Below are 20167 nucleotides of genomic sequence, written 5' to 3' on the forward strand. Positions count from 1 at the left end.
ACAGCTACGGTCTGGGGTACCTCGAAAGATACAACCCTACTATCCTACCCGCTTATTCCACTTTGACGTTCATCGGACCATTGCGCAAGGCCGGCATCGATGATGTGACTCACTGCAGCCTCGGGCACTCTGAAGCTGCGGCCGACGCGAAGAGCAGGCAATTCACCCTTGTTAATCAAGCGGTAGACAGTCATTTTGGACACACGCATGAGATCTGCCACTTCCGCAACCGTCATAAAACGGGGCGCAGGTGAAGAGTCCATTGCGTCTCCCAAAAACAAAGAGGCGGGCAGGTCTGATCACTGCTCCGAGAAGCCTCGAGCCCTATCTTAATGCCATTCAGGACTTTTTCAGCAACTATCGACGAAAAACCTCCTCATCCACTTTCACTCTTTTATATACACAGAGGTTTATTCTGATCCACATGGAAAGCCGCATTACGATCGCTGATATCGCGCAGCATGTCGGGCTGTCCACCGCGACGGTCAGCATGGCGCTCAATAGCGTTCACAAGTCACGCATCCCTGAGGCCACCATTGAACGCGTCCAGCAGGCTGCTCGCCACCTTGGCTATGTACCCAATCTCACAGCGCGTAATTTACGTACCGGCACGACATCGACGGTTGGATTCGTTTCCAGTGGAGTGACCGTTACTCGATTCGCATCGCAGATGATCCGTGGAATCCTCGACACCGCAGACGAGCATTCCTTCTCAGTCCTCATGATGGAAGTCGACCGAAGCCCCGACGGCATGGCGCGCGCACTGAGCGCCCTCAGGTCCCGCGCAGTCGAAGGATTTGCAGTCGGCCTGATGTCCCCACGCCTGGTCTCCTTGCCGCATTTGACGTCAGGATTGCCCGGGGTAATCATTAACGGCCAGGCCGACGGGTGGCATTCGATCATGCCTGACGAGGAAGACGCGGGTCGCCGTGCCATTGCCTACCTGCGAGCGCATGGGCACCGTCGCGTGGCTCTGATCGGGCGCTATCCGACTGACCCCGCACCCGAAGTATCCATCTGCATAGGAGCCCGCTTGCGCGGTATTGACGCAGGATGCGCTGCGTCAGGCGTACAGATCGTTGATGAGGTTCCTGGGGAAGCATGGGAGTCTCCGCTGGGCTTCGAAGGTGCGAATGCGATCCTCGATCGACTAGATCGCAGCGGCGCAGCGGCCATCGTTGCAGCCAACGACCGAATCGCAATGGGCGTGTACCAGGCGCTCTGTGATCGGAACCTGCGGGTGCCTGACGACATGTCGGTGCTCTCGTTTGACGATGAGCCACTTGCCAACATGATGCGCCCGCCGATGACGACGCTGCATCTGCCGTACCTGGAGATGGGCGCCCTTGGGATGGAGTACCTGGTTGACTGTGCCCGCTCACATGGGCGGGCACAGAAGAATGCAGATAATCAGTCATCGCAGTCGGAGCCCCACTCGGAACCAACCCTTGTTCATGTGCCGATCGTGGAGCGGGACTCCGTTCGCACAATTGGGTAGCGCCCTCTGCTGGGCACGGCTTGGCGCCCTCTGCTGGACAATGACTCGCGCCACCAGCGGGGCGGCGCTACCTAGCGCCTTATGTGAGAGCTGCCTCGCAGCGTCAGGTGAACGCTGGCAGGCATCGCCTTGAAGCGCGCCACCGATGCTGTTTACAGTGATGGGGACAGCTTGGATACCTTTTCGCGCCCATTACTGGCGCATCACAGGAGGCTGACACCTGATGAGTACGCCGACGGATTCGCACAATATCGAGCCGACCAATGAAGGCGCACAGATCCCCGAACAGGAAGATCACCTGAACGCTGGGAATACGCATGCCTTGGCACACGAGCAGCATCCCCTGCCCCACGCACCGCTCACCCTCGCACACGAGCAGGCGCTGGAACGCGCTGAAAAAGCCTCTGGCCAGCTTGAGCGCGCACGCAACGACCGCTGGTACCCCACCTTCCACATTGCTGCTCGAGCAGGGTGGATCAACGACCCGAACGGACTGTGCTACTTCGACGGTCGCTATCACGCGTTCTATCAGCATCACCCCTACGGCTCCGCATGGGGTCCGATGCACTGGGGCCATGTCTCATCTGCTGACCTGGTGACCTGGCAGCGCGAGCGAATCGCCCTCGCCCCCAGCATTCCGGCAGATCAGGATGGCGTTTTTTCCGGCTCCGCCGTCGAGGGGCCAGACGGCCTGCTGTATGTGTTCTATACCGGAAATCGCTGGCTTGACGGCCACGCGGACGGTCGCAACGAGCAGACGCAGTGCCTGGCGGTATCCGAGGACGGCCTGACTTTCCACAAGGAAGGCGTCATTATTGACGCCCCTGGCCTCCCGAACTTCCGTGACCCGAAAGTGTGGCGTCAAGGCGTTACGTGGTGCATGGTGCTGGGCGCGACCTCTGAAGCTGATCGCGGCCAGGTTCACCTGTATACCTCACCGGACCTGCGCACCTGGAGCTTTGACCGCGTCCTGTTCGAAGATCCTGACCCGCACGTCTACATGCTCGAATGCCCTGACCTGTTCCCCTTGGGTGACCACTGGGTACTGTGCTACGGGCCGATGACCAACGCACGCGCATCCGGCTATGCCATGCGTAACGGGCATAACGCCGGTTATGTCGTAGGCGATTGGACGCTGGGCAGCGATTTCCATCCATTGACCGATTACGCCCTGTCTGATTGGGGCTCAAACTACTACGCACAGCAGACCTTCGAGGCTCCTGATGGCCGACGCATCGCACTGGCATGGATGGGAGCATTCACGCTGCCTCTCGCACCCCAGTACAGCGACAACTGGTCCGGCCAGTTCACCGTGCCGCGCGAGTTGACGCTCACCGAGGACCTCAAGCTGGCCGCCACTGCCCTGCCTGAACTCAACGGGCTGGAATGTGGTCGGGACACCCTCGGCACTTTTGTTCTTGACGCGAACCGCGACAGGCTCCTGGTTGACGACGGGGACGCATTCGCCATTGACATGGTTGTTGACCTGTCTGCCACCACCTCTGAGCAGGTTGGATTGCGTGTCAACGAAACATCGGACGGATCCTACACGTGGGTGGCGTACGACGATCTGGCGCGCCGCATCGTTGTCGACAGGCGTACGAAGGCAGGAACTGATCGCGGCTACCGCAGCGCCCCCATCGACATGGACGAGGGTGACTCCCACCTGCGGATGACTGTCCTGGTTGATCGCGGATCGGTGGAAGTGTTCGCGGGGCGCAACACGGCGACTCTTTCTGCTTGTGCTTTCCCTTCTGAGGGCAAACGCCGTACCTCGTTGTCCAGCATCTCCGGGATCATCAGCGTTGAGGAGCTGACCGTGCGCCACCTCGACTCCATCTATTCTGATAACGGGTCCAACCCGCGTACGATGGGCTAGCATCACAGTGCTGACCCGCCTCGGGTGATCTGCTTAAAGGAGTTGTCATGGTCCGTTCCTCGCGCCCGCACCGGCGCTCACTGAAACGGATCAACCGGCCGATCACCACTACATCACTCAGACGGCGACGCTCCCCTATCCAACCGGGTGAACCGCCGAGCCTTGAGTCATCATCAGCGGCACCCCTGGTTCGGCGTGTGGACGGCCCTCAGCTCACGCTCTTGCGCAAATCAGGCTGGGACCACCTGCGCGAATGGGTTGAGCAGCGAGCGCGCACGTCACCGGCGCGCCTGGCGATCGCCGTGTTCGCCACGATCGCGATAATCATCACACTGCTGTTGCTTTTGCCATTTTCTTCTGCGACAGGGCGGCCCGCATCATTTGTGGACGTGTTGTTTACCGCAGTGTCGGCGGTGTGTGTCACAGGTCTGACAACGGTCGATACTGCAACGCAGTGGTCCTCTTTCGGGCAGGCCGTCATCGCCATCGGTATCGCGATCGGTGGCCTCGGCGTCATGACCCTGGCCTCCATCCTCGGCTTCGCCGTGTCGCGTCACCTGGGGCTCACGCAGCGCATGCTCGCCGCCATGGAAACAAAGTCGTCCGGTATGGGGCAGGTCGGTTCCCTGCTGCGCGCAGTTGTGGGCACGTCGCTGATTGCCGAGGCAATCCTATTCGTCATATTTCTGCCACGTTTCCTGCAGCTGACGGACTCCGTGACAGGTGCAATCGGACACGCATTGTTTCTGTCGATCTCCGTATTCAATAACGCCGGATTCGTCAACATTCCAGGTGGTCTAGCACCCTTCGTGTCCGACTGGTGGATGCTGTTCCCCATCGCACTGGGCACGGCTGTAGGAGCGGTAGGTTTCCCCGTTGTCACCGATGTGGTCGCGCGGTGGCGCACGCCTCGCCGCTGGACGCTCCACACTAAATTGACCATCACGATGTACCTGCTGCTGCTGGTAGTCGGCTCAGTGCTGATGGCTCTGACGGAGTGGGGCAACCCGCAAACCCTGGGGCCGCTTGATACGAGTTCAAAGGTTCTCAATGTGTTCCTGGCGGGAGTCAATAGTCGCTCTTCAGGTCTGTCTGCCCTGAATGTGGGCGGTATGCAGCCTCAGACACACTTCGTCCAGGACATCCTCATGATGATCGGCGGCGGTTCGGCTTCAACTGCAGGCGGTATCAAGGTCTCCACATTTGCCGTCCTCATGCTGGCTGTCGTGGCAGAAGCTAGAGGCGATCACGATATTGAAGCGTACGGCCGCCGCATCCCGCACTCAGTGGTACGTCTCGCCGTTGCCGTGGCGCTCATCGGCTCAGCAATGGTGGCGACCGCAGTAATCATTTTGCTGTCCGTGACGAACTACTCCCTGGACGTCGTCCTCTTTGAGACGGTGTCCGCATTCGCCACGGTTGGTCTGTCCACTGGTATCACTCCGACCCTGCCGACTTTCGCCAAGTATGTGCTCACTATCCTCATGCTCGCCGGACGTATGGGCACGATGACGGTTGCTGCAGCTCTGGCACTGCGTGAACGACGCCGCGTGATCAGAATGCCGGCTGAGCGGCCCATCGTCGGATAGGTCTGCCTCGTTCATCCCGACGCTGTGGGACAATACCACTATGGCAGAAGAAAAACCGCTCGCGTCCGGCACGTTGGTGATCGGGCTGGGACGCTTCGGATCAGCCGTTGCCGCCACGTTGGATCGGCTCGGGCACGAAATTCTCGGTGTGGAAAAGGATCCACGACGCGTCCAGCAATTTGCGGGTCGTATCCCGCTGGTTGAAGCTGATGCGTCCAATGCGGAGGCGCTCGAACAGCTCGGCGCACGCGAGTTTGCGTCGGCAGTTGTCGGGATCGGCTCTTCGCTGGAAGCGTCCGTGCTCATCACTGCCAACCTGGTTGATATTGAGATCCCCTCGATTTGGGCGAAAGCCATCTCACGTGAACACGGACGCATCCTCAAACGCATCGGCGCACACCACGTGGTCTACCCCGAATTTGATGCCGGTCAGCGCACTGCGCACCTGGTGGGTGGCCGCATGCTTGACTACATCGAAATGGATAAGCAGGGCTTCGCCATCATGAAGCTGCGGCCGCCTCAGGAAATTCAGGGATTCACCCTGGCAGAGCTGGATCTTCGCGCACAGTACGGCGTCAACATGCTCGGTGTGATGCGCCCCGGTAAGCCCTTCGAATACGCCGACTCGTCCACACGCATCAACCCGGAGGACATCATTATCGTGTCCGGCGATGCGATGCTGCTTGAGCACTTCGCCCACAGGCCCTGAGCGGTAGGTCTCCAGATGCACATGACGACCTTTATCGTGTGACCATGGCGAAAGACAAAACCACCTTCGAATGCACTGAGTGCGGATGGACGTCCCCGAAGTGGGTCGGTCAGTGTCGTCAGTGCCATGAGTGGGGCACACTGGAAGAAGCTGGCCGTCCCTCCGCGCTGCTGCCGGCTACCGCCACGCCTTCGCGTCAAGCTCAGCCCATTGTGCAGGTGGACGCTCACGCCGCTGACTGCCGATCGACAGGCGTCAGTGAGCTTGACCGTGTCCTTGGCGGTGGAATTGTCCCCGGTGCGGTGGTGTTGCTGGCCGGTGAACCTGGGGTGGGTAAATCGACGCTTTTGCTCGATGTTGCCTCACGCGCCGCCGCGCTGGCGCGGCGCAATGGTGACGGGCCGGTTCTGTACATCACGGGTGAGGAGTCCGCTTCCCAGGTGCGCAACCGCGCAGCCCGTATCGGCGCACTGGATGATGCCCTGCTGCTTGCTGACGAGGCTGACGTGGCCGTGATCGCCGGTCACGTTCAAGCGCAATCTCCTTCACTGCTGATTGTGGATTCCGTTCAGACGGCTTACTCACGCGATGAGCAGGGTGCGGCAGGCGGTGTCACGCAGGTTCGTGCGGTCACTGCGGCGCTGATCAGGCTGGCCAAGGAACGCAACATGCCTGTGCTGTTGGTCGGGCACGTCACCAAGGATGGCGGCATTGCCGGCCCACGCATTCTGGAGCACCTCGTTGATGTGGTCTGTCAGTTCGAGGGTGACCGGCACAATCGCCTGCGTCTGCTGCGCGCTGTGAAGAACCGCTACGGGCCGACCGATGAGGTCGGATGTTTTGAGCTGACCGATACGGGCATCCGCGGGCTTGCTGACCCGTCCGGCCTGTTCTTGTCATCGAACGGGCTGCATGTGCCTGGCTCGTGCACCACGATCACGCTGGAGGGGCGCCGACCGATGCCATTGGAAGTGCAGGCGCTGGTCGCTGCGAGCGCGGGCGGATCGCCACGCAGGACAACCGCCGGAGTGGATCATTCCCGTGTCGCCATGATTCTGGCGGTTTTGCAGGCGCGCCTGGGGTTGGACACGTCGTCGGAAGATGTCTACGTGTCGACGGTAGGTGGCGCGAAAGCCAGCGAGCCTGCGGTCGATTTGGCGTGTGCACTGTCAATCGTGTCGGCCTACCGTGGCGAGCCGCTGAGGGATAACCTCGTCGTTTTCGGTGAGGTGGGTCTGACCGGTGAGGTACGCGCGTGCGTGGGAGTACAACGCAGATTGCAAGAGGCAGCGCGTCTGGGTTTGACGCACGCTGTTATCCCTGCGCGCGGAGCTGACGACGTTCGGCCCGTCGACGGTATCGAAATCTTTCCGGTCAGTGATCTAGCCACTGGCGTTCGTGTCGGACTGCCGTAGACTGCAGGTAGGGTGACTTGAAAGAAGGAAGGTGCGCGATGACATCCGATGAGGCGACGTTGCGTGGCGCGCTTCAGGCGATCGCTCCTGGCACCGCTTTGCGTGAGGGGCTGGATCGTATCCAGCGTTCACACACCGGTGCTCTCATTGTCATGGGGATGACTCCTGAGATTGAAGCGATGTGTTCGGGTGGTTTCGAACTCGATGTCGAGTTTTCCGCCTCGGCACTGCGCGAACTGTGCAAGATGGATGGCGCAGTGATTCTCGAGGCCGATTCATGGCGCATCAAGCGAGCCAACGTTCAGTTGCTTCCTGATCCGTCCATCCCCACCAATGAATCAGGTATGCGTCATCGCACTGCGCAACGCACCGCACGCCAGACTGGCGTGCCCGTGCTGTCACTGTCGGCATCCATGCGTCTGATCTCCATCTATGTCGGCGCACTGCACCACTCGGTCGACGAGCCGGAAACACTGTTGTCGCGAGCAAATCTGGCTGTGGATACTCTGGACCGCTATTCGCAGCGCCTCGACGAGGTCCTGCAGACCCTGACGATTTTGGAGATGCGCGATTCTGCAACGGTGCGTGATGTTGCCACGGTGATGCAACGCATGGAGATGATCAGGCGCATCACCTCTGAAATCAACGGGTATCTTGAAGAGCTGGGCTCCAATGGGCGTCTCCTCGCCCTGCAGGTGGATGACCTGGTGCGCGGCTCTGCCTCTGAACGTGCATTGGTTTTGCGCGACTACATCCGGCACACGTCAGAAATTGCGCGCGCCGAATCACACCTGTCCACCCTGGAGGGTGACAAGCTGGTCGATCTGACTGCCATTGCAAACGTTCTGGGACTGCACGTTGCCGACATGTCTGACCTGGATAACGCCATTCAGCCGCGCGGCATACGCGCACTGTCGATGGTTCCCCATCTGCCGTGGAGCATCATTAAGGTGATCGCTTCAGAGTTCACATCGTTGTCAGAACTGCGCGAAGCAAGTACGGAAGATCTTCAACGCATTGAAGGCATTGGCCCGTATCGCGCTGGTCTGATCGTGGAGAATCTGGAACGTCAGCAGGCTATGGCACTGTCAGGAATCGTCGGCTGGTAGCACCAGGAACATCGGCACTTACTCATAGCGCACCTCGAACGTCAAGGGTGTCTTTGTCAGGACGCGACCTGCGAATGAGAGTCGCGCCGTGTACCCGCCGGCATCCGCGATATCTGCTTTCCCATCGGAGTCAGTGTCCACGGCCTGGCAGGATGCGTCGTAGATTCGCCCATCCCAGGCTATGTGCCCCGTCCATGACTGATGAGGTCCGAACAGCAATGGGACCTGCCCTGACTGGGATTCACATGAGGTCGTGTCGTATACCGTGTACCCACCTGTGTCGACCAGCAGACCTGCCTGATCGAAAGTCGTGAAGCACTGACGGTTGCTCTTGTTGGTGAACGTGACGTCGAACGAGGTGCCCTGCCCGATCAGGACTGGCGATGCGCCAAGGGCGATGGTGGCCTGAAATGACTGCGGGTCGCACACAGGCACACCGCCGACGGTGGCACCTGACTGTGAACCCTGGCCCGACTGTGCATATGTGTCGCCCGATTGCGCGTGTGCGGTCTGACCGGACTGCACCGCTGTTTGCACCTGCCCTGCCCGCCGGCTTTCCGGTCCGATCGCTCGAGAGATGAGCGTCACAAGGCCCGCGACAAGCGCCACAACGATCAGGAGCAACACCGTGGTCGAAATGATGCGGCGCGGCCACGGATTACGACGGCGACGCACAGATGACTTCATAAATACGACGCTACCGTTCCAGGCTCGATGGGAAGCCGGTGCCACGCCGGTTCGTCACTCATGAGCGTGCCTGCGCGGCGCTTGCAGTGCTCGGTGTGTGTCTACGCGGGGCTTGCTGACCGTGAGGCCTGCGACGCATTTGAATCGTCGTCATCTGACATGTCCACAACACACCAGCGTTCAACAATCAATGCGATCACAGTCAATACCAAGGCCGCCACTGCGGCGACCAGTGATCGCGTCACACACATCTGCATTGCGGGTGCGTCGATGCGCGCCAGGCACGGCAGAAGGATGCCAACAAAAATACCCACAGAACCTGACCCCACATATGCGCAGGAGCGGGCTGTGACGGCCACGCGAGCAGCGGTCAGTGCGTCGATCCTGTCACTCTTGCGTGCGCGCCACCGACGCACCAACACACCGTAGTAGCCCAGTAGTGCGGAGATCAGCAGATACAGGATCGCCAGGAAGTAGGACACCAGAAGGGGTGAGAGCCCACGTTGGATGAGCAGGGAGTTGACCACCGCACCACATACAGCCGAAACCACAGCGATAACGATGAGGTGAGCGACTGACACAGGTTTCATTGAGCCTGTCCCTCATCGCGCCTGATGACAGGGATATGCCCCGTCACCGTCGGTCGCACTGTTCGTCCACGCACCACCGAAGTGGTCGTTGTCTCATCGTCTGGCAGTGGCCCATGTGGGAACTGGTCAGCGATATGTGGATCGAGGATTGAACGGCGCCGCACGGGCGCCTCGTCCGCATCGTCGATAATGCGCGCCGGGGAGGAAGACTGGAAATTCCAGTCCGGCAGCGCAGGAACATGCGCCTTCCCGCGTCGGCTCGTACTCCGAGAGGCTGCGCCTCGTCTACCACGAGTATCGCCCTCAGGCACAGGATCATCGGCGCCGGCATCAGGATCAGATTCAGCGTCGGTGTAGGCGCGCTTCCCCTCGCCTGAGTTGTGCTCCGAACGCACAGGCACCCACCGTACAGAGCGGCGCCGAAGCAGGGATGAAGGGATCATGATCTCCGATGTGTCCGACATATCCTCACGCGTGGAGGCAACGGGTGGCTCCGGCAATTCGTATCCGCCCTGCTGCGACCCGGCCACTGGTTCGTCGGCGGCAAGCGGCTCATCGGCTGACTCGTTGATTGGCTGGTCGGCCGGCAGGTCGGCTGGCTCGTCGACTGGCGCTTCAGCGGGCACGTCTTCCTGCTCGCGCCTTGCTGCGTCACTGGGCGCAGGCGGCGTTGGTAAAGCGTCGGCTGACACGTCGGTGGGCACGTCGCTTGACGCTTGGGCAGGCGCTTCGGCCTGTTCATGGCGTTCAGAATTGTCGAGGGGCGAGCTTTGCCACTGTTTCCACAGATTGCGCCACAGGACATCCGTACCAGATTCGCTGGGACGCAGCCCGATCTTGGATTCCGGTGGCAACAGATCAAGTTTCGACAGCGGTTCATCCACCTGTGAGGCAAGGACACGATCCGATTCGTCCATGACGCTGGCTGGATCGTCCAACCAGTCTGTCACCGCATCGCGTATTCCGTTGCGATCCGGTGCAGCTAATGCGAGTTGAGCAACGGATGTGGCATTGCCGTGCGCATCCACCAGTTCCGCGAGCGGATCGGCCATATTCCAGGGAACAAGGACAAACGCGCGCTGATGTACGTATGGATGAGGCAGGGTCAGCGTGGGTGTATGGCACGTCGTGCCTTCCACGGTGACGATGTCGATGTCCACTGTGCGCGGCCCCCAGTGTTCGTGGCGCACTCTGCCCAACTCGGCTTCGAAGCCCTGGCACCGTAAGAGCAGCTCTTCAGCGTCGAGCGTCGTGCGTCCAAGCACAACGGCATTCCAGTAATCGCGCTGCGGGGCTGTCCCCTCGTCAATGACTGCCTGAGTACGCAGCAGCGGCGACACGTTATCAACTTCAAAACCGTCCAAGTCAATGAGCTTGCCGACGGCGGCGGCCAGCGTGACGGGCGCATTGCCTTCGTTGCCGCCCAAAGCAAGGACAACGTGACGAGTTTGCGCGGCATCATCCAGTCCGTGAGGCTGGTAGGTGGAGGTGCGACGCGGTGGCAGCACTATCGCGTAGTCCACTCTCCTGTTAGAGCTGCCGGCTGTCTTAGCCTCGCCCGGATGCTCACGTACAGCGGAGGTGTTGTCAGCTACCGGACGCTGCACCAACGATGCGGGCACCGGTGGCAGGGGCGGCAATGTCGGACTGGATTTTTCGAGGGGGCCGCGAGCATCCTCAACTTCATCGGCTCGCTGCAACGTTTCGACATGCAGCGGTGCCTCATCGCACGTGCCGCGGCGAATCGTGACAAGGACATCCGAGAATTGCTGGGCCAGCGGTGCCATCGGCTTATGGACGGTCACTTCCACGCCTTCGACGCGCGGATGCGCCAGAGCGGCATCGGCTACGCGCTGCGCCAGTGTTTCGAGCAGGGACACGGAAGGCCCGGACAAAACGGCGACTGCTTCTTCAGCTATGTCCGCGTAGGACACTGTCTGGTCGATGTCGTCGGAGTGGGCTGCTTCAGTGGTGTCTACCCACAGGGAGATGTCAACGTGGAAAGGCTGTTCTGATTCGCGTTCGGAGTCGAATACTCCGTGCCGTCCGGCTGCGCTCAAGCCTCGTAAGGTGATGATGTCCAGCTTCCGTGCCATCTCTCCTCCTAGCGGCAAGTGCTTCGAACCATCGTGGCATGATCGTCCACGTGATGCACGCGCACCGCCCACATATTCGCCTCAATCGCCTGACGCGTCACCTCAAGGGTAGCTGCGTCCGGCCCGTCTGGATGTGAGTGGGCGAGGAAACGCTTGCGCGACGCTCCGATGAGCACAGGATAGCCGGATTCGTTCAAGCGCTCCATATGGTCGACGATGAGCCATGATTGCTCGTTCGTCAATGAGAATCCTAAACCTGGATCGAAGATGATTCGCTCGGGTGCCACCCCTGCAGCCACAGCCTTGTCGATCTGTGCGCACGTTTCAGCGATAACGTCCTCGACCACATTGGTGTAGTCGAATGATTCACCAGTGGTACCCGGCAGGCCTCTCCAGTGCTGGACGATATACGCGCAGCCGGTGCTGGCCACAACGTCATTCATATCCGGGTCGAAACAGCCTCCCGACACGTCGTTGATAATGGCTGCCCCCGCCTCGCCGGCACGCCTGGCAGTTGCGGCGTGGAGTGTATCCACGGAGACAACGACCCCCTCGGCGGCCAAAGCAGTAATGACCGAGCCGATGCGGTCCCATTCTTCGTCAGCTGAGATGCGCTGAGAGTGCGGCCGTGTTGATTCTCCCCCCACGTCGATGAGGTCTGCACCGGCGTTGAGCATGGCGTGTGCATGATCGAGAGCACGGTCGGTGTCGTTCCACTGGCCGCCATCTGAAAAAGAGTCGGGCGTGACGTTGAGGATCCCCATGACGAGGGTGCGGTCGCTCGGAAGTGTCATCCCATCTGGAAGTAAAGGTGTGCGCCCGGTTTCAGTCATGGCCGCCCCCTCATGACCAGCGCCATCATCTCTGAGCGGGTGGCGGCATTGTTCATGACGCCGCGCATCGCTGATGTCACGGTGGAGCAGCCCGGCTTGGAAACTCCGCGCATTGTCATACACATGTGTTCGGCCTCGAGGATGACGGTAACGCCCTGCGGGTGCAGGATCTCCACCATTGCGTCGGCAATTTGACTTGTCAGGCGTTCCTGCACCTGGGGCCGGCGTGCGTACCCCTCAACAAGGCGTGCCAGCTTCGACAATCCGGTGACTGTGCCGTCAGAGGGGATGTAGCCAACGTGGGCCTTGCCGTGGAAGGGCAGCAGATGGTGCTCGCACAGTGAGAAGAACTCAATGTCCCGGACGAGCACCATTTCATTCGTCCCGGTTGTGAAGGTCGTGCGCAAGTGCTCACGCGGATCTTCAGCCAGGCCGCCGACCAGTTCCCTAAAGGAGCGGCCCATGCGTGCAGGTGTGTCTTTCAACCCGTCACGCTCTGGATCCTCCCCAATTGCCACCAGAAGGTCGCGAATTGCCTGTTCGACACCAGCTTGGTCATACATCAGTGCTGCGTCCCCGCCTCTGGGCCGGCTGCTGGGCCCGTCGAGGGTGGTGCCACGGGTTCACCCGCAGTGGTCGACCCCGGCGTCGGGGTTGACGAGGCAGGCTCGCCGTGAGTGTCAGGGGCGAGGGTGGGAGCCTGCTGGGTGGGCGGCTCCTCGGTGTTCACGCCGATCGGATCACCAAAACGGGCACCTTCGATCGCAGCGTCCGCCTGGTAGTTCCAGACTTCTCGCTCCGGCTGCTTGATGACAGGTTCGAAGATCTGAGCCAGTTCCTTTTCGTTGAGGGTTTCCTCGTCGAGCAGGCGCTGCGCCAGGTCGTCAAGGACGTGACGGTTCTTCGTCAGGATCTGCCACGCTTCACGCGTCGCGTCATCTAGGAGCCGGCGCACTTCCTCGTCAATGATGCCCGCCAGTGTTTCGGACACGTCGCGTCCTTCACCTCGTCCCATCTCGCGACCCACGAACGGGTCCGTGTTGGACTGGCCGAGTTTGACCAGGCCGACACGATCCGACATGCCGTAATCCGTCACCATCGCACGCGCGGACTGCGTCGCCTTCTCAATGTCGTTGGCGGCACCTGTCGAGGGGTCACGGAATACCAGCTCTTCAGCAACGCGGCCACCCATCGAGTACACGAGGTCGTCAAGCAGCTGGTTGCGTGTCTTGTTGAAACGGTCCTCAGTCGGCATCACCATCGTGTAGCCCAGTGCGCGTCCACGCGGCAGGATCGTCACCTTTGTCACCGGATCCGTATAGCGCAGTGCCGCCGCGCACAGCGCGTGGCCACCCTCATGGTAGGCAGTGACTGCCTTATCGTGATCATTCATCACTCGGGTACGCTTTTGCGGGCCGGCGATGACGCGGTCAATGGCCTCGTCGATCGCGCGGTTGTCAATGAGGTCCGCATTCGAGCGGGCCGTCAGCAATGCGGCCTCGTTGAGCACGTTCGCCAGGTCAGCGCCGGTAAAACCGGGGGTGCGTTTGGCGATCTGCTGCAGATCCACATCGTCCGTCATCGGCTTGCCGTGAGAGTGAACCTTCAGAATTGCAGCGCGGCCCTTCAGATCCGGTGCCTCCACTGCGATCTGGCGATCAAAACGCCCCGGACGCAGCAAGGCAGGGTCGAGGACGTCAGGTCGGTTCGTCGCGGCAATCAAGATGACGTTGGTGCGTTCATCGAAGCCGTCGAGCTCAACCAGCAGCTGGTTCAGCGTCTGCTCACGTTCATCGTTTCCACCGCCAATGCCGGAGCCGCGATGACGCCCAACTGCATCAATCTCGTCGACGAAAACGATGGCAGGAGCCGATTCTTTGGCTTTATCAAACAGGTCGCGCACACGCTTGGCACCCATGCCGACATACAGTTCCATGAACTCCGAGCCTGCAATGGAGAAGAACGGCACGTTGGCCTCGCCGGCAACTGCCTTGGCAAGCAGTGTCTTACCTGTTCCGGGAGGCCCGTACAGCATGACGCCACGCGGAATTTTCGCACCGACCTTATGGAACTTTTCTGGTGCGACCAGGAACTCACGGATCTCTTCAAGTTCCTCAACGGCTTCATCTTCACCGGCCACATCATCAAATGTGATATCAGGGCGTTCCTGGTTGATTTCGCGCACGCGGGACTGGCCGAAACTGCCCATCATGCGTGTGCCCATCATGCGTGATGCGAAGAACCAGATCAGAGCGAAAATCAGCAGGACCGGCAAGAAGAGCTGCAGCATCGTCATCCAGGCGCTGGGCTGCGGGTAGTACGCGTTCCACCCCTTCGTCGGCTCCAGATCCTTCACCGTTGACAAGATGTCATCAGCCTGGGCGCGCACGTAGGTAAAGGAGATTTGGGTCCCGAAGTTGCGCTCGCGGTCCATCTCGTCCACTGCCTTGTGCGTGTACGGCTCGGACAACGTGAGGTTGATCTGCTGGGTCGAGTCATTGACCATGACGCGTTCAACAGTGTTGCCTTCAAGGATCTTCAGCCCTTCAGAGGTGTCAACAGTTGACGGTCCGAAAAGTCTTCCGAGCATGGAGGCAAGAATGATGACCGCGAGCACGGGGATGATCACGTACAGCCAGTTGATTTTCTTCTTTTTCTTTTCAGCCACTGCAGTTGCCTTTACCGAATATTCTTGTCAGTTCCGTGATGGTCGCGCGCGGCCTCAGTGCCGTTCGGTCCCGCCGTACACGTGAGGTGCGAGGGTGCCGACGAAGGGCAGGTGGCGGTAGCTTTCAGCAAAGTCGAGTCCGTATCCCACGACGAACTCGTTGGGAATATCGAATCCCACATATGTCACATCGACATCGACTTTCACCGCGTCCGGCTTGCGCAAAAGGGTTGCGATTTTCACCGAGGCCGCTCCCCGCGTCTCCAGGTTGTCCTTGAGCCACGACAGTGTCAGTCCAGAGTCGATGATGTCTTCAACGATGAGGACGTGACGGCCGTGAACATCAGTGTCGAGGTCTTTGAGGATCCGCACCACACCCGATGATCGAGTACCGGAACCGTATGACGACACTGCCATCCAGTCCATTTCGAGGGGGCAGTGAATCTTGCGTGACAGGTCCGCCATCACCATGATGGCGCCGCGCAGCACACCAACCATCAAGATCTCTTCGCCCTCATAGTCGGCGTCAATCTGCGCCGCCATTTCCTCGAGCCTGTCGCTGATCTGCTGCTCGGTTAAGAGAACCTTCTCGAGGTCTTCACCCATGTCTTGAGCGTCCACGCGCCTGGTCTTCCTCTCGGTTACACGACTAATAGTCCAAGAGTGCCACATTTCGCGCTCAAGGTGACACTCAACGTGGGCAGTCTCGCTATCGGCTGACTTGCTGCACCACCCCAGCGGTGATGGCGATTCGCCTTCACTCGACACGTTCCACGATCAGGCGTCGCATCGATCGACGAGGTCCGGACCGCTCCACCCTCGCGTGCCCACCCGGCACGTCGATACGGGTCCCGTGAGCGCCGCTAAGCGCCATCTCGTCAAGCTGCCTGACGTGGACAGAAGAGACGGAACCTGGTGAGTTCGACACCTGAGCCAGGAGTCGGTGCAAAACGCGCCTGCGGATAGGAGCTGCCAGGTCTGCCAACTTGGTGCAGTCAACGATCCAGTGTCGCCCGCGGCCACGCGAAGCTTTGCCGCGAGCACTGTCATTGTCCTCTGACTGCTCACAGGCATCTACCTGCCCGCGTTCTGCACCCCGGACGCCCTCAGCTTCCGACGACCGTCCGTCTCGAGCTCCCTCGCTTTCGCGCACACACGCATCGAACAGGTCGCCGGCCTGTGCGCTGAGATAGGCGTCATCTTCTCCGAGCATGTCGGCGCTTCGCGCAAGCGCCGGAATCGGATCAACTCCCAGCGCACGTTCCAGAGCAGGCAGTGCCCACTGGCGCACTGCAGCACGACGCAGCGCACTGCCATCAGATGCACGCCACGGCCCATCGACCGCATTGGTCGGATCATCGACCCACGCGAGCTTCAGATCCCGACACACCTGGTGAGTATCAACGCGACGCTGATCAAGCAGGGGCCGCAGCCACGTGATCGCTACCCCACCACATTCCATCAGGTCACGCCTGCGCATAGCAGATAAAGAATGCGCACCCGATCCGCGGGCCAGGCGCAGCATTACTGTCTCGGCCTGGTCATCCATTGTGTGACCGAGAAGAATCGTCGCTGCTGTCGTGCCGCTTTCTCGTGCCCATTGCGTCGCATAGCGGACAAGGGCGTCCCGCCGCGCCGAACGTGCACGAGCCTCTGGTCCGCCTTCGCGATACGCCTCCATGTCAGCATCCATAATTGCCGGGTGTGCGCCCACAGACTGCACCACGTCATACACATGGCGGGCCTCGTTGGAGGATTCAGGCCGAATGTGGTGATCAACGTAAACACCGGCTACCGGGATATTCCACCGTCTGCACAGGTCGGTGGCGACTACCAACAAGGCCAGGGAGTCTGGTCCGCCGGATACTCCAACCACAACGGCGGTCGGGACGCCCTCGTTTATGATCTGCTGCAGGCAGCGGCGTGTTGCCAGCGACAATCGCCGGACGGCACCTGTCGGGGTCGAGCCAACCAGTTGTGAGGCGCGGGACTCACACGACACGGTCGCGCCACGATTCGTAGGAGACAAGCTCTTCGCGCGTGGGCATATGGGTACGGTCAGACAACAGTGTGGCGACCTGACCATCGAGGACGACGTGGCGGGCAAAGGAGAACGCTCCCTGGCGTTCTGCCTCAATAGAACGCACGGATGCGCCCAGGCGCCGCAGCTCCATCAACCCAGTCATGCCGGCAGACTCAGGCGCATTGTTGCGGATCCAGCGTGCCGAGGAGATCTGGCGCGGAGAAATTTGTTCCATCTGCGCGCGCACGATCCCGTCCATCATCATGACCAATCGGGCCAGCTGCGCTGTGGACGAGGGGAACTTCGCGGCAGTGATTGACAGCTCGTCACGCAGCCAGGGTGCGGCTGAGAAGAGGATGCCCCACAGTCCGGCACGGATCGCTACCCATGAGCTGAAATCCTTGTGGTCGAGTGTGCCGCGCTGGGCGGCTTCAAGAACGGAGGGTGCGATGAAGATGCGTCGCTGTCCGAATGGGTCCCAAATTCCTTTCACGTGCGGCGCAACGGTGCGGAGCACGCCGATTTCGCTCAGGGTAGTCAGAGGCGATGCAAGGAAGGATCGCGATGAGGGGGCCTGGTCAGTCAGGTCCAGTCCGGCGGTAATGAACTGGTCGGTGATCTGGGAAATGATTTGGACGGCGGCGCGGCGATCCACGATCAGCACGGGCGCTGAAGCCACGTGCTCGGCAGCTTCGGGAAGGCTGGATAAGCCAGCAAGCAGGGGGTTGGTGCGTGAAATTGCTCTGCGTAGTCTGCCTACTGTTGCCGCTGCAGCTGAATGGCTGACGGTCGGGCCGGCCAGGGTCGCGCTGGACATGAGGCGCCCCAAGCGGTGCCATTGTGCTGTCCGATTCATGGTGTCATCCTACCGACCTGGCGGCGCGCTGGCTAAAAGGTGCGGCATGTGTGCCGGCTGCATGCAATTTTCCGACGAGGCGAGGCGTCAGAATCACTGAGCTCGAAGAGCGGCCAGGCCGGCTACGAAGTCGTCCAGAATCGGTCGAGTGGAGTACGCACCATCGTTTGGAACATTGTCGTGCCCGATGGCGAACAGAAGCTGACGACCATCAGCAGTGCTGACCGCTCCTGCCAGCGTGGACACAGTAGACAGGGATCCCGTTTTGGCCTGCAGGTTCCCGCCTGCCGGGGTGTCGGGGAAGCGTGCCCGAACAGTTCCTTCCAGTCCTCCCCACGGTAGGAATCGAATGACGTCACGCACCTGAGAGTTTTCGGAGGTCATACTCGCGTGGAGCGTGTCGACCAAAATGTGCCCCGTCAAGCGGTCGTTGCTCGACAGGCCGGAGCAGTCCTCAAGGGACAGGCCGGTTGTGTCAATTCCCATCGTGGCGATCGTATCGGACACCATCTGCGTTGACCCTGTATAGCTCGCGTCATATCCAGCCCGGCGCGCTGCGATTCTGCACAGTTGGTCGGCCAGCGTGTTGTCAGAGTCGTGCAGCATCGTGCGAATCTGCTGCCCGAGCGTCGCCGAATACACGACTGCCAGTTCATCGGACTTGCTTGCCTGAGCGGGTGCATCTGCTGTAGTGGTTCCCGACGACGCGGTGTCGGATGAGCTGACGGTTGGTGGCGGTGTGGAATCACCGTCAGATCCAAGTTCGACGGTAATTCCTTCGTCGCGTAGGTGCTCGGCGAACGTGGTGGCAACGTCCCGTCCAGGATCGAAGGTGGGATCAAATCGCGCATAGCCGTAGGCGCCGCGGTCGATCGCGAATGCGCCGACCTGACCTTCGTAGGAAGCCACTTCCTGCGTCGTCCACGCACTCAGGCGTGCCGGGCCGTCGAAAATGTCGTTGTTCCAGTTCAAGGTCACCGAGGTGACGCCGCGTTCCTTCAGGCCGTCTGCTGTCTGGCGAGCCAGGTCAGCCAGCCCTGCGTGGCCATCGATGGCGGTCGGGTCGCCCTCGTCAGAAGACAGCAGCAGGTCGCCCTCGCCCCACAAGTGCAGTGTTGTGTCGGTCAGGAAGGTTTCGGTGCGCAGGCGGGTGTTCGCATCGATGTGCGTCAGGATTGTCGTTGCGGTGAGGATTTTTGCTGTCGAAGCTGGCACGTGCACGCCCGTGCCGTCAGCGTCGAGCAGCACCTCCCCTGTCAGCGCATCCATCACCACTGCCCACGCTTTCCATTTGCCCTCCTGCGCGGCCTGCGCAACTGGTGACCACAAGGTCTGGATCTGCGCGGCGGTGGGAGCGGGAGCTGAGGCAGAATCGGTGATGTTCAGAGTCGATGACTGGCCATCAGACTGGCCGGTGGCATCGGGAATGTTCAGCCCCGACTGGGATGCCAGATCTGGTGGCGCGACGGCCTGAACTGGCGCGGAGATCGTCAGGAGGCCCGGCACGACATCGTAGACATCGCCCACTGCGTACGCCCCACACGCTAAAGTGCATAGTGAAGCGCATACAATCGCACCTATAGTTTGACGTTGCACGCGCGTCTCCTCCGCCTTGGGTGAGTCGGTCTCAACCCACGGCTCCACAGTAGTGGACAATGGCGGATGAGACAGATACGGCCACTCAGGAGGAACACAAATTGATGGAATTCGACGTGACGATTGAGATCCCGAAGGGCAATCGTAATAAATACGAGATTGATCACGAGACCGGTCGTATTCGTCTGGATCGCATGCTGTTCACGTCGACCCGCTATCCCGATGATTACGGTTTCATTGATGACACGCTCGGCGAGGACGGCGACCCTCTGGACGCATTGGTGTTGCTCGAAGAGCCCACATTCCCGGGATGCGTGATCCGCTGCCGCGCTTTGGGCATGTTCCGCATGCGCGACGAGAAAGGCGGCGACGATAAGGTTCTGTGTGTTCCAGCTTCCGATCAACGCGCGTCGTGGCGCACAGAAATTGAAGACGTGTCGGAATACCATCGTCTTGAAATTCAGCACTTCTTCGAGGTGTACAAGGACCTCGAACCCGGCAAGTCGGTCGAAGGCGCACACTGGGTGGGCCGTGAAGACGCCGAGGAGGAAATCCGTCGCTCCTACGCGCGAGCCAGACAAGCCGAAGCTGGCGAGCACGCGCACGAGTAGCGACTAGC

18 protein-coding genes are annotated in these 20167 nt (G+C 60.5%); 7 read left to right on the top strand and 11 right to left on the bottom strand.

What is annotated here, in order from left to right; all coding sequences use genetic code 11:
* Positions 1-44 precede the first annotated feature (44 nt).
* Positions 45-263 carry a helix-turn-helix domain-containing protein gene (locus BLT69_RS08330; RefSeq protein ID WP_070725342.1) on the bottom strand — a complete coding sequence of 73 codons (219 nt, stop codon included), beginning with the start codon at positions 261-263 and terminating at the stop codon, positions 45-47.
* 161 nt (positions 264-424) lie between these two features.
* Here BLT69_RS08330 and BLT69_RS08335 point away from each other — a divergent pair, with 161 nt between their 5' ends.
* From BLT69_RS08335 to disA, 6 genes are all read left to right on the top strand, one after another.
* A complete protein-coding gene (locus BLT69_RS08335) occupies positions 425-1498 on the top strand; it encodes a LacI family DNA-binding transcriptional regulator (protein WP_092648807.1) in 1074 nt (357 codons plus the stop codon).
* Between the two features lie 223 nt (positions 1499-1721).
* Positions 1722-3377: a glycoside hydrolase family 32 protein gene (locus BLT69_RS08340; RefSeq protein ID WP_092648808.1), complete on the top strand. Its 1656-nt coding sequence runs from the start codon at positions 1722-1724 to the stop codon at positions 3375-3377.
* 47 nt (positions 3378-3424) lie between these two features.
* Entirely contained in the window at positions 3425-4966 is a 1542-nt protein-coding gene (locus BLT69_RS08345) for a TrkH family potassium uptake protein (protein WP_082628574.1), read from the top strand.
* 40 nt (positions 4967-5006) lie between these two features.
* On the top strand, positions 5007-5675 hold the full coding sequence (locus BLT69_RS08350) for a potassium channel family protein (RefSeq protein WP_058237217.1): 669 nt from the start codon (positions 5007-5009) through the stop codon (positions 5673-5675).
* A 44-nt stretch (positions 5676-5719) separates the two neighbouring features.
* Positions 5720-7090, top strand: a complete 1371-nt coding sequence (radA, locus tag BLT69_RS08355) for a DNA repair protein RadA (RefSeq protein WP_092649142.1) — start codon at positions 5720-5722, stop codon at positions 7088-7090.
* Positions 7091-7128: 38 nt separating this feature from the next.
* On the top strand, positions 7129-8199 hold the full coding sequence (gene disA, locus BLT69_RS08360) for a DNA integrity scanning diadenylate cyclase DisA (protein ID WP_092648809.1): 1071 nt from the start codon (positions 7129-7131) through the stop codon (positions 8197-8199).
* Between the two features lie 18 nt (positions 8200-8217).
* Here disA and BLT69_RS08365 read toward each other — a convergent pair whose 3' ends face one another.
* From BLT69_RS08365 to dacB, 10 genes are all read right to left on the bottom strand, one after another.
* On the bottom strand, positions 8218-8886 hold the full coding sequence (locus BLT69_RS08365; protein ID WP_070725335.1) for a hypothetical protein: 669 nt from the start codon (positions 8884-8886) through the stop codon (positions 8218-8220).
* 101 nt (positions 8887-8987) lie between these two features.
* Positions 8988-9476, bottom strand: coding sequence for a DUF3180 domain-containing protein (locus BLT69_RS08370; RefSeq protein WP_070725333.1), 489 nt, complete (start codon positions 9474-9476; stop codon positions 8988-8990).
* Positions 9473-11572, bottom strand: coding sequence for a dihydroneopterin aldolase (gene folB, locus BLT69_RS08375; RefSeq protein WP_092648810.1), 2100 nt, complete (start codon positions 11570-11572; stop codon positions 9473-9475). Before folB ends, BLT69_RS08370 begins: the two co-directional genes overlap by 4 nt.
* Before the next feature lie 8 nt (positions 11573-11580).
* The gene (gene folP / locus BLT69_RS08380) at positions 11581-12405 is read right to left on the bottom strand and encodes a dihydropteroate synthase (RefSeq protein ID WP_058237223.1); all 825 of its coding nucleotides are present in this window, start codon (positions 12403-12405) and stop codon (positions 11581-11583) included.
* Complete coding sequence (gene folE / locus BLT69_RS08385; protein ID WP_058237224.1) at positions 12402-12971, bottom strand: GTP cyclohydrolase I FolE; 570 nt, start codon at positions 12969-12971, stop codon at positions 12402-12404. Before folE ends, folP begins: the two co-directional genes overlap by 4 nt.
* Positions 12968-15073, bottom strand: coding sequence for an ATP-dependent zinc metalloprotease FtsH (ftsH, locus tag BLT69_RS08390; RefSeq protein WP_257590305.1), 2106 nt, complete (start codon positions 15071-15073; stop codon positions 12968-12970). Before ftsH ends, folE begins: the two co-directional genes overlap by 4 nt.
* Before the next feature lie 54 nt (positions 15074-15127).
* A complete protein-coding gene (hpt, locus tag BLT69_RS08395) occupies positions 15128-15694 on the bottom strand; it encodes a hypoxanthine phosphoribosyltransferase (protein ID WP_058237226.1) in 567 nt (188 codons plus the stop codon).
* A 136-nt stretch (positions 15695-15830) separates the two neighbouring features.
* A complete protein-coding gene (gene tilS / locus BLT69_RS08400) occupies positions 15831-17075 on the bottom strand; it encodes a tRNA lysidine(34) synthetase TilS (RefSeq protein ID WP_162272398.1) in 1245 nt (414 codons plus the stop codon).
* Complete coding sequence (locus tag BLT69_RS08405) at positions 17065-17952, bottom strand: zinc-dependent metalloprotease (RefSeq protein WP_083314334.1); 888 nt, start codon at positions 17950-17952, stop codon at positions 17065-17067. Before BLT69_RS08405 ends, tilS begins: the two co-directional genes overlap by 11 nt.
* A gap of 93 nt (positions 17953-18045) precedes the next feature.
* Positions 18046-19479: a D-alanyl-D-alanine carboxypeptidase/D-alanyl-D-alanine endopeptidase gene (dacB, locus tag BLT69_RS08410; protein ID WP_257590306.1), complete on the bottom strand. Its 1434-nt coding sequence runs from the start codon at positions 19477-19479 to the stop codon at positions 18046-18048.
* Between the two features lie 173 nt (positions 19480-19652).
* Here dacB and BLT69_RS08415 point away from each other — a divergent pair, with 173 nt between their 5' ends.
* Positions 19653-20159: an inorganic diphosphatase gene (locus BLT69_RS08415; RefSeq protein ID WP_058237230.1), complete on the top strand. Its 507-nt coding sequence runs from the start codon at positions 19653-19655 to the stop codon at positions 20157-20159.
* The last annotated feature ends 8 nt before the right edge of the window (positions 20160-20167 follow it).

This window comes from Schaalia radingae, assembly GCF_900106055.1.
GTDB lineage: Bacteria > Actinomycetota > Actinomycetes > Actinomycetales > Actinomycetaceae > Pauljensenia > Pauljensenia radingae_A.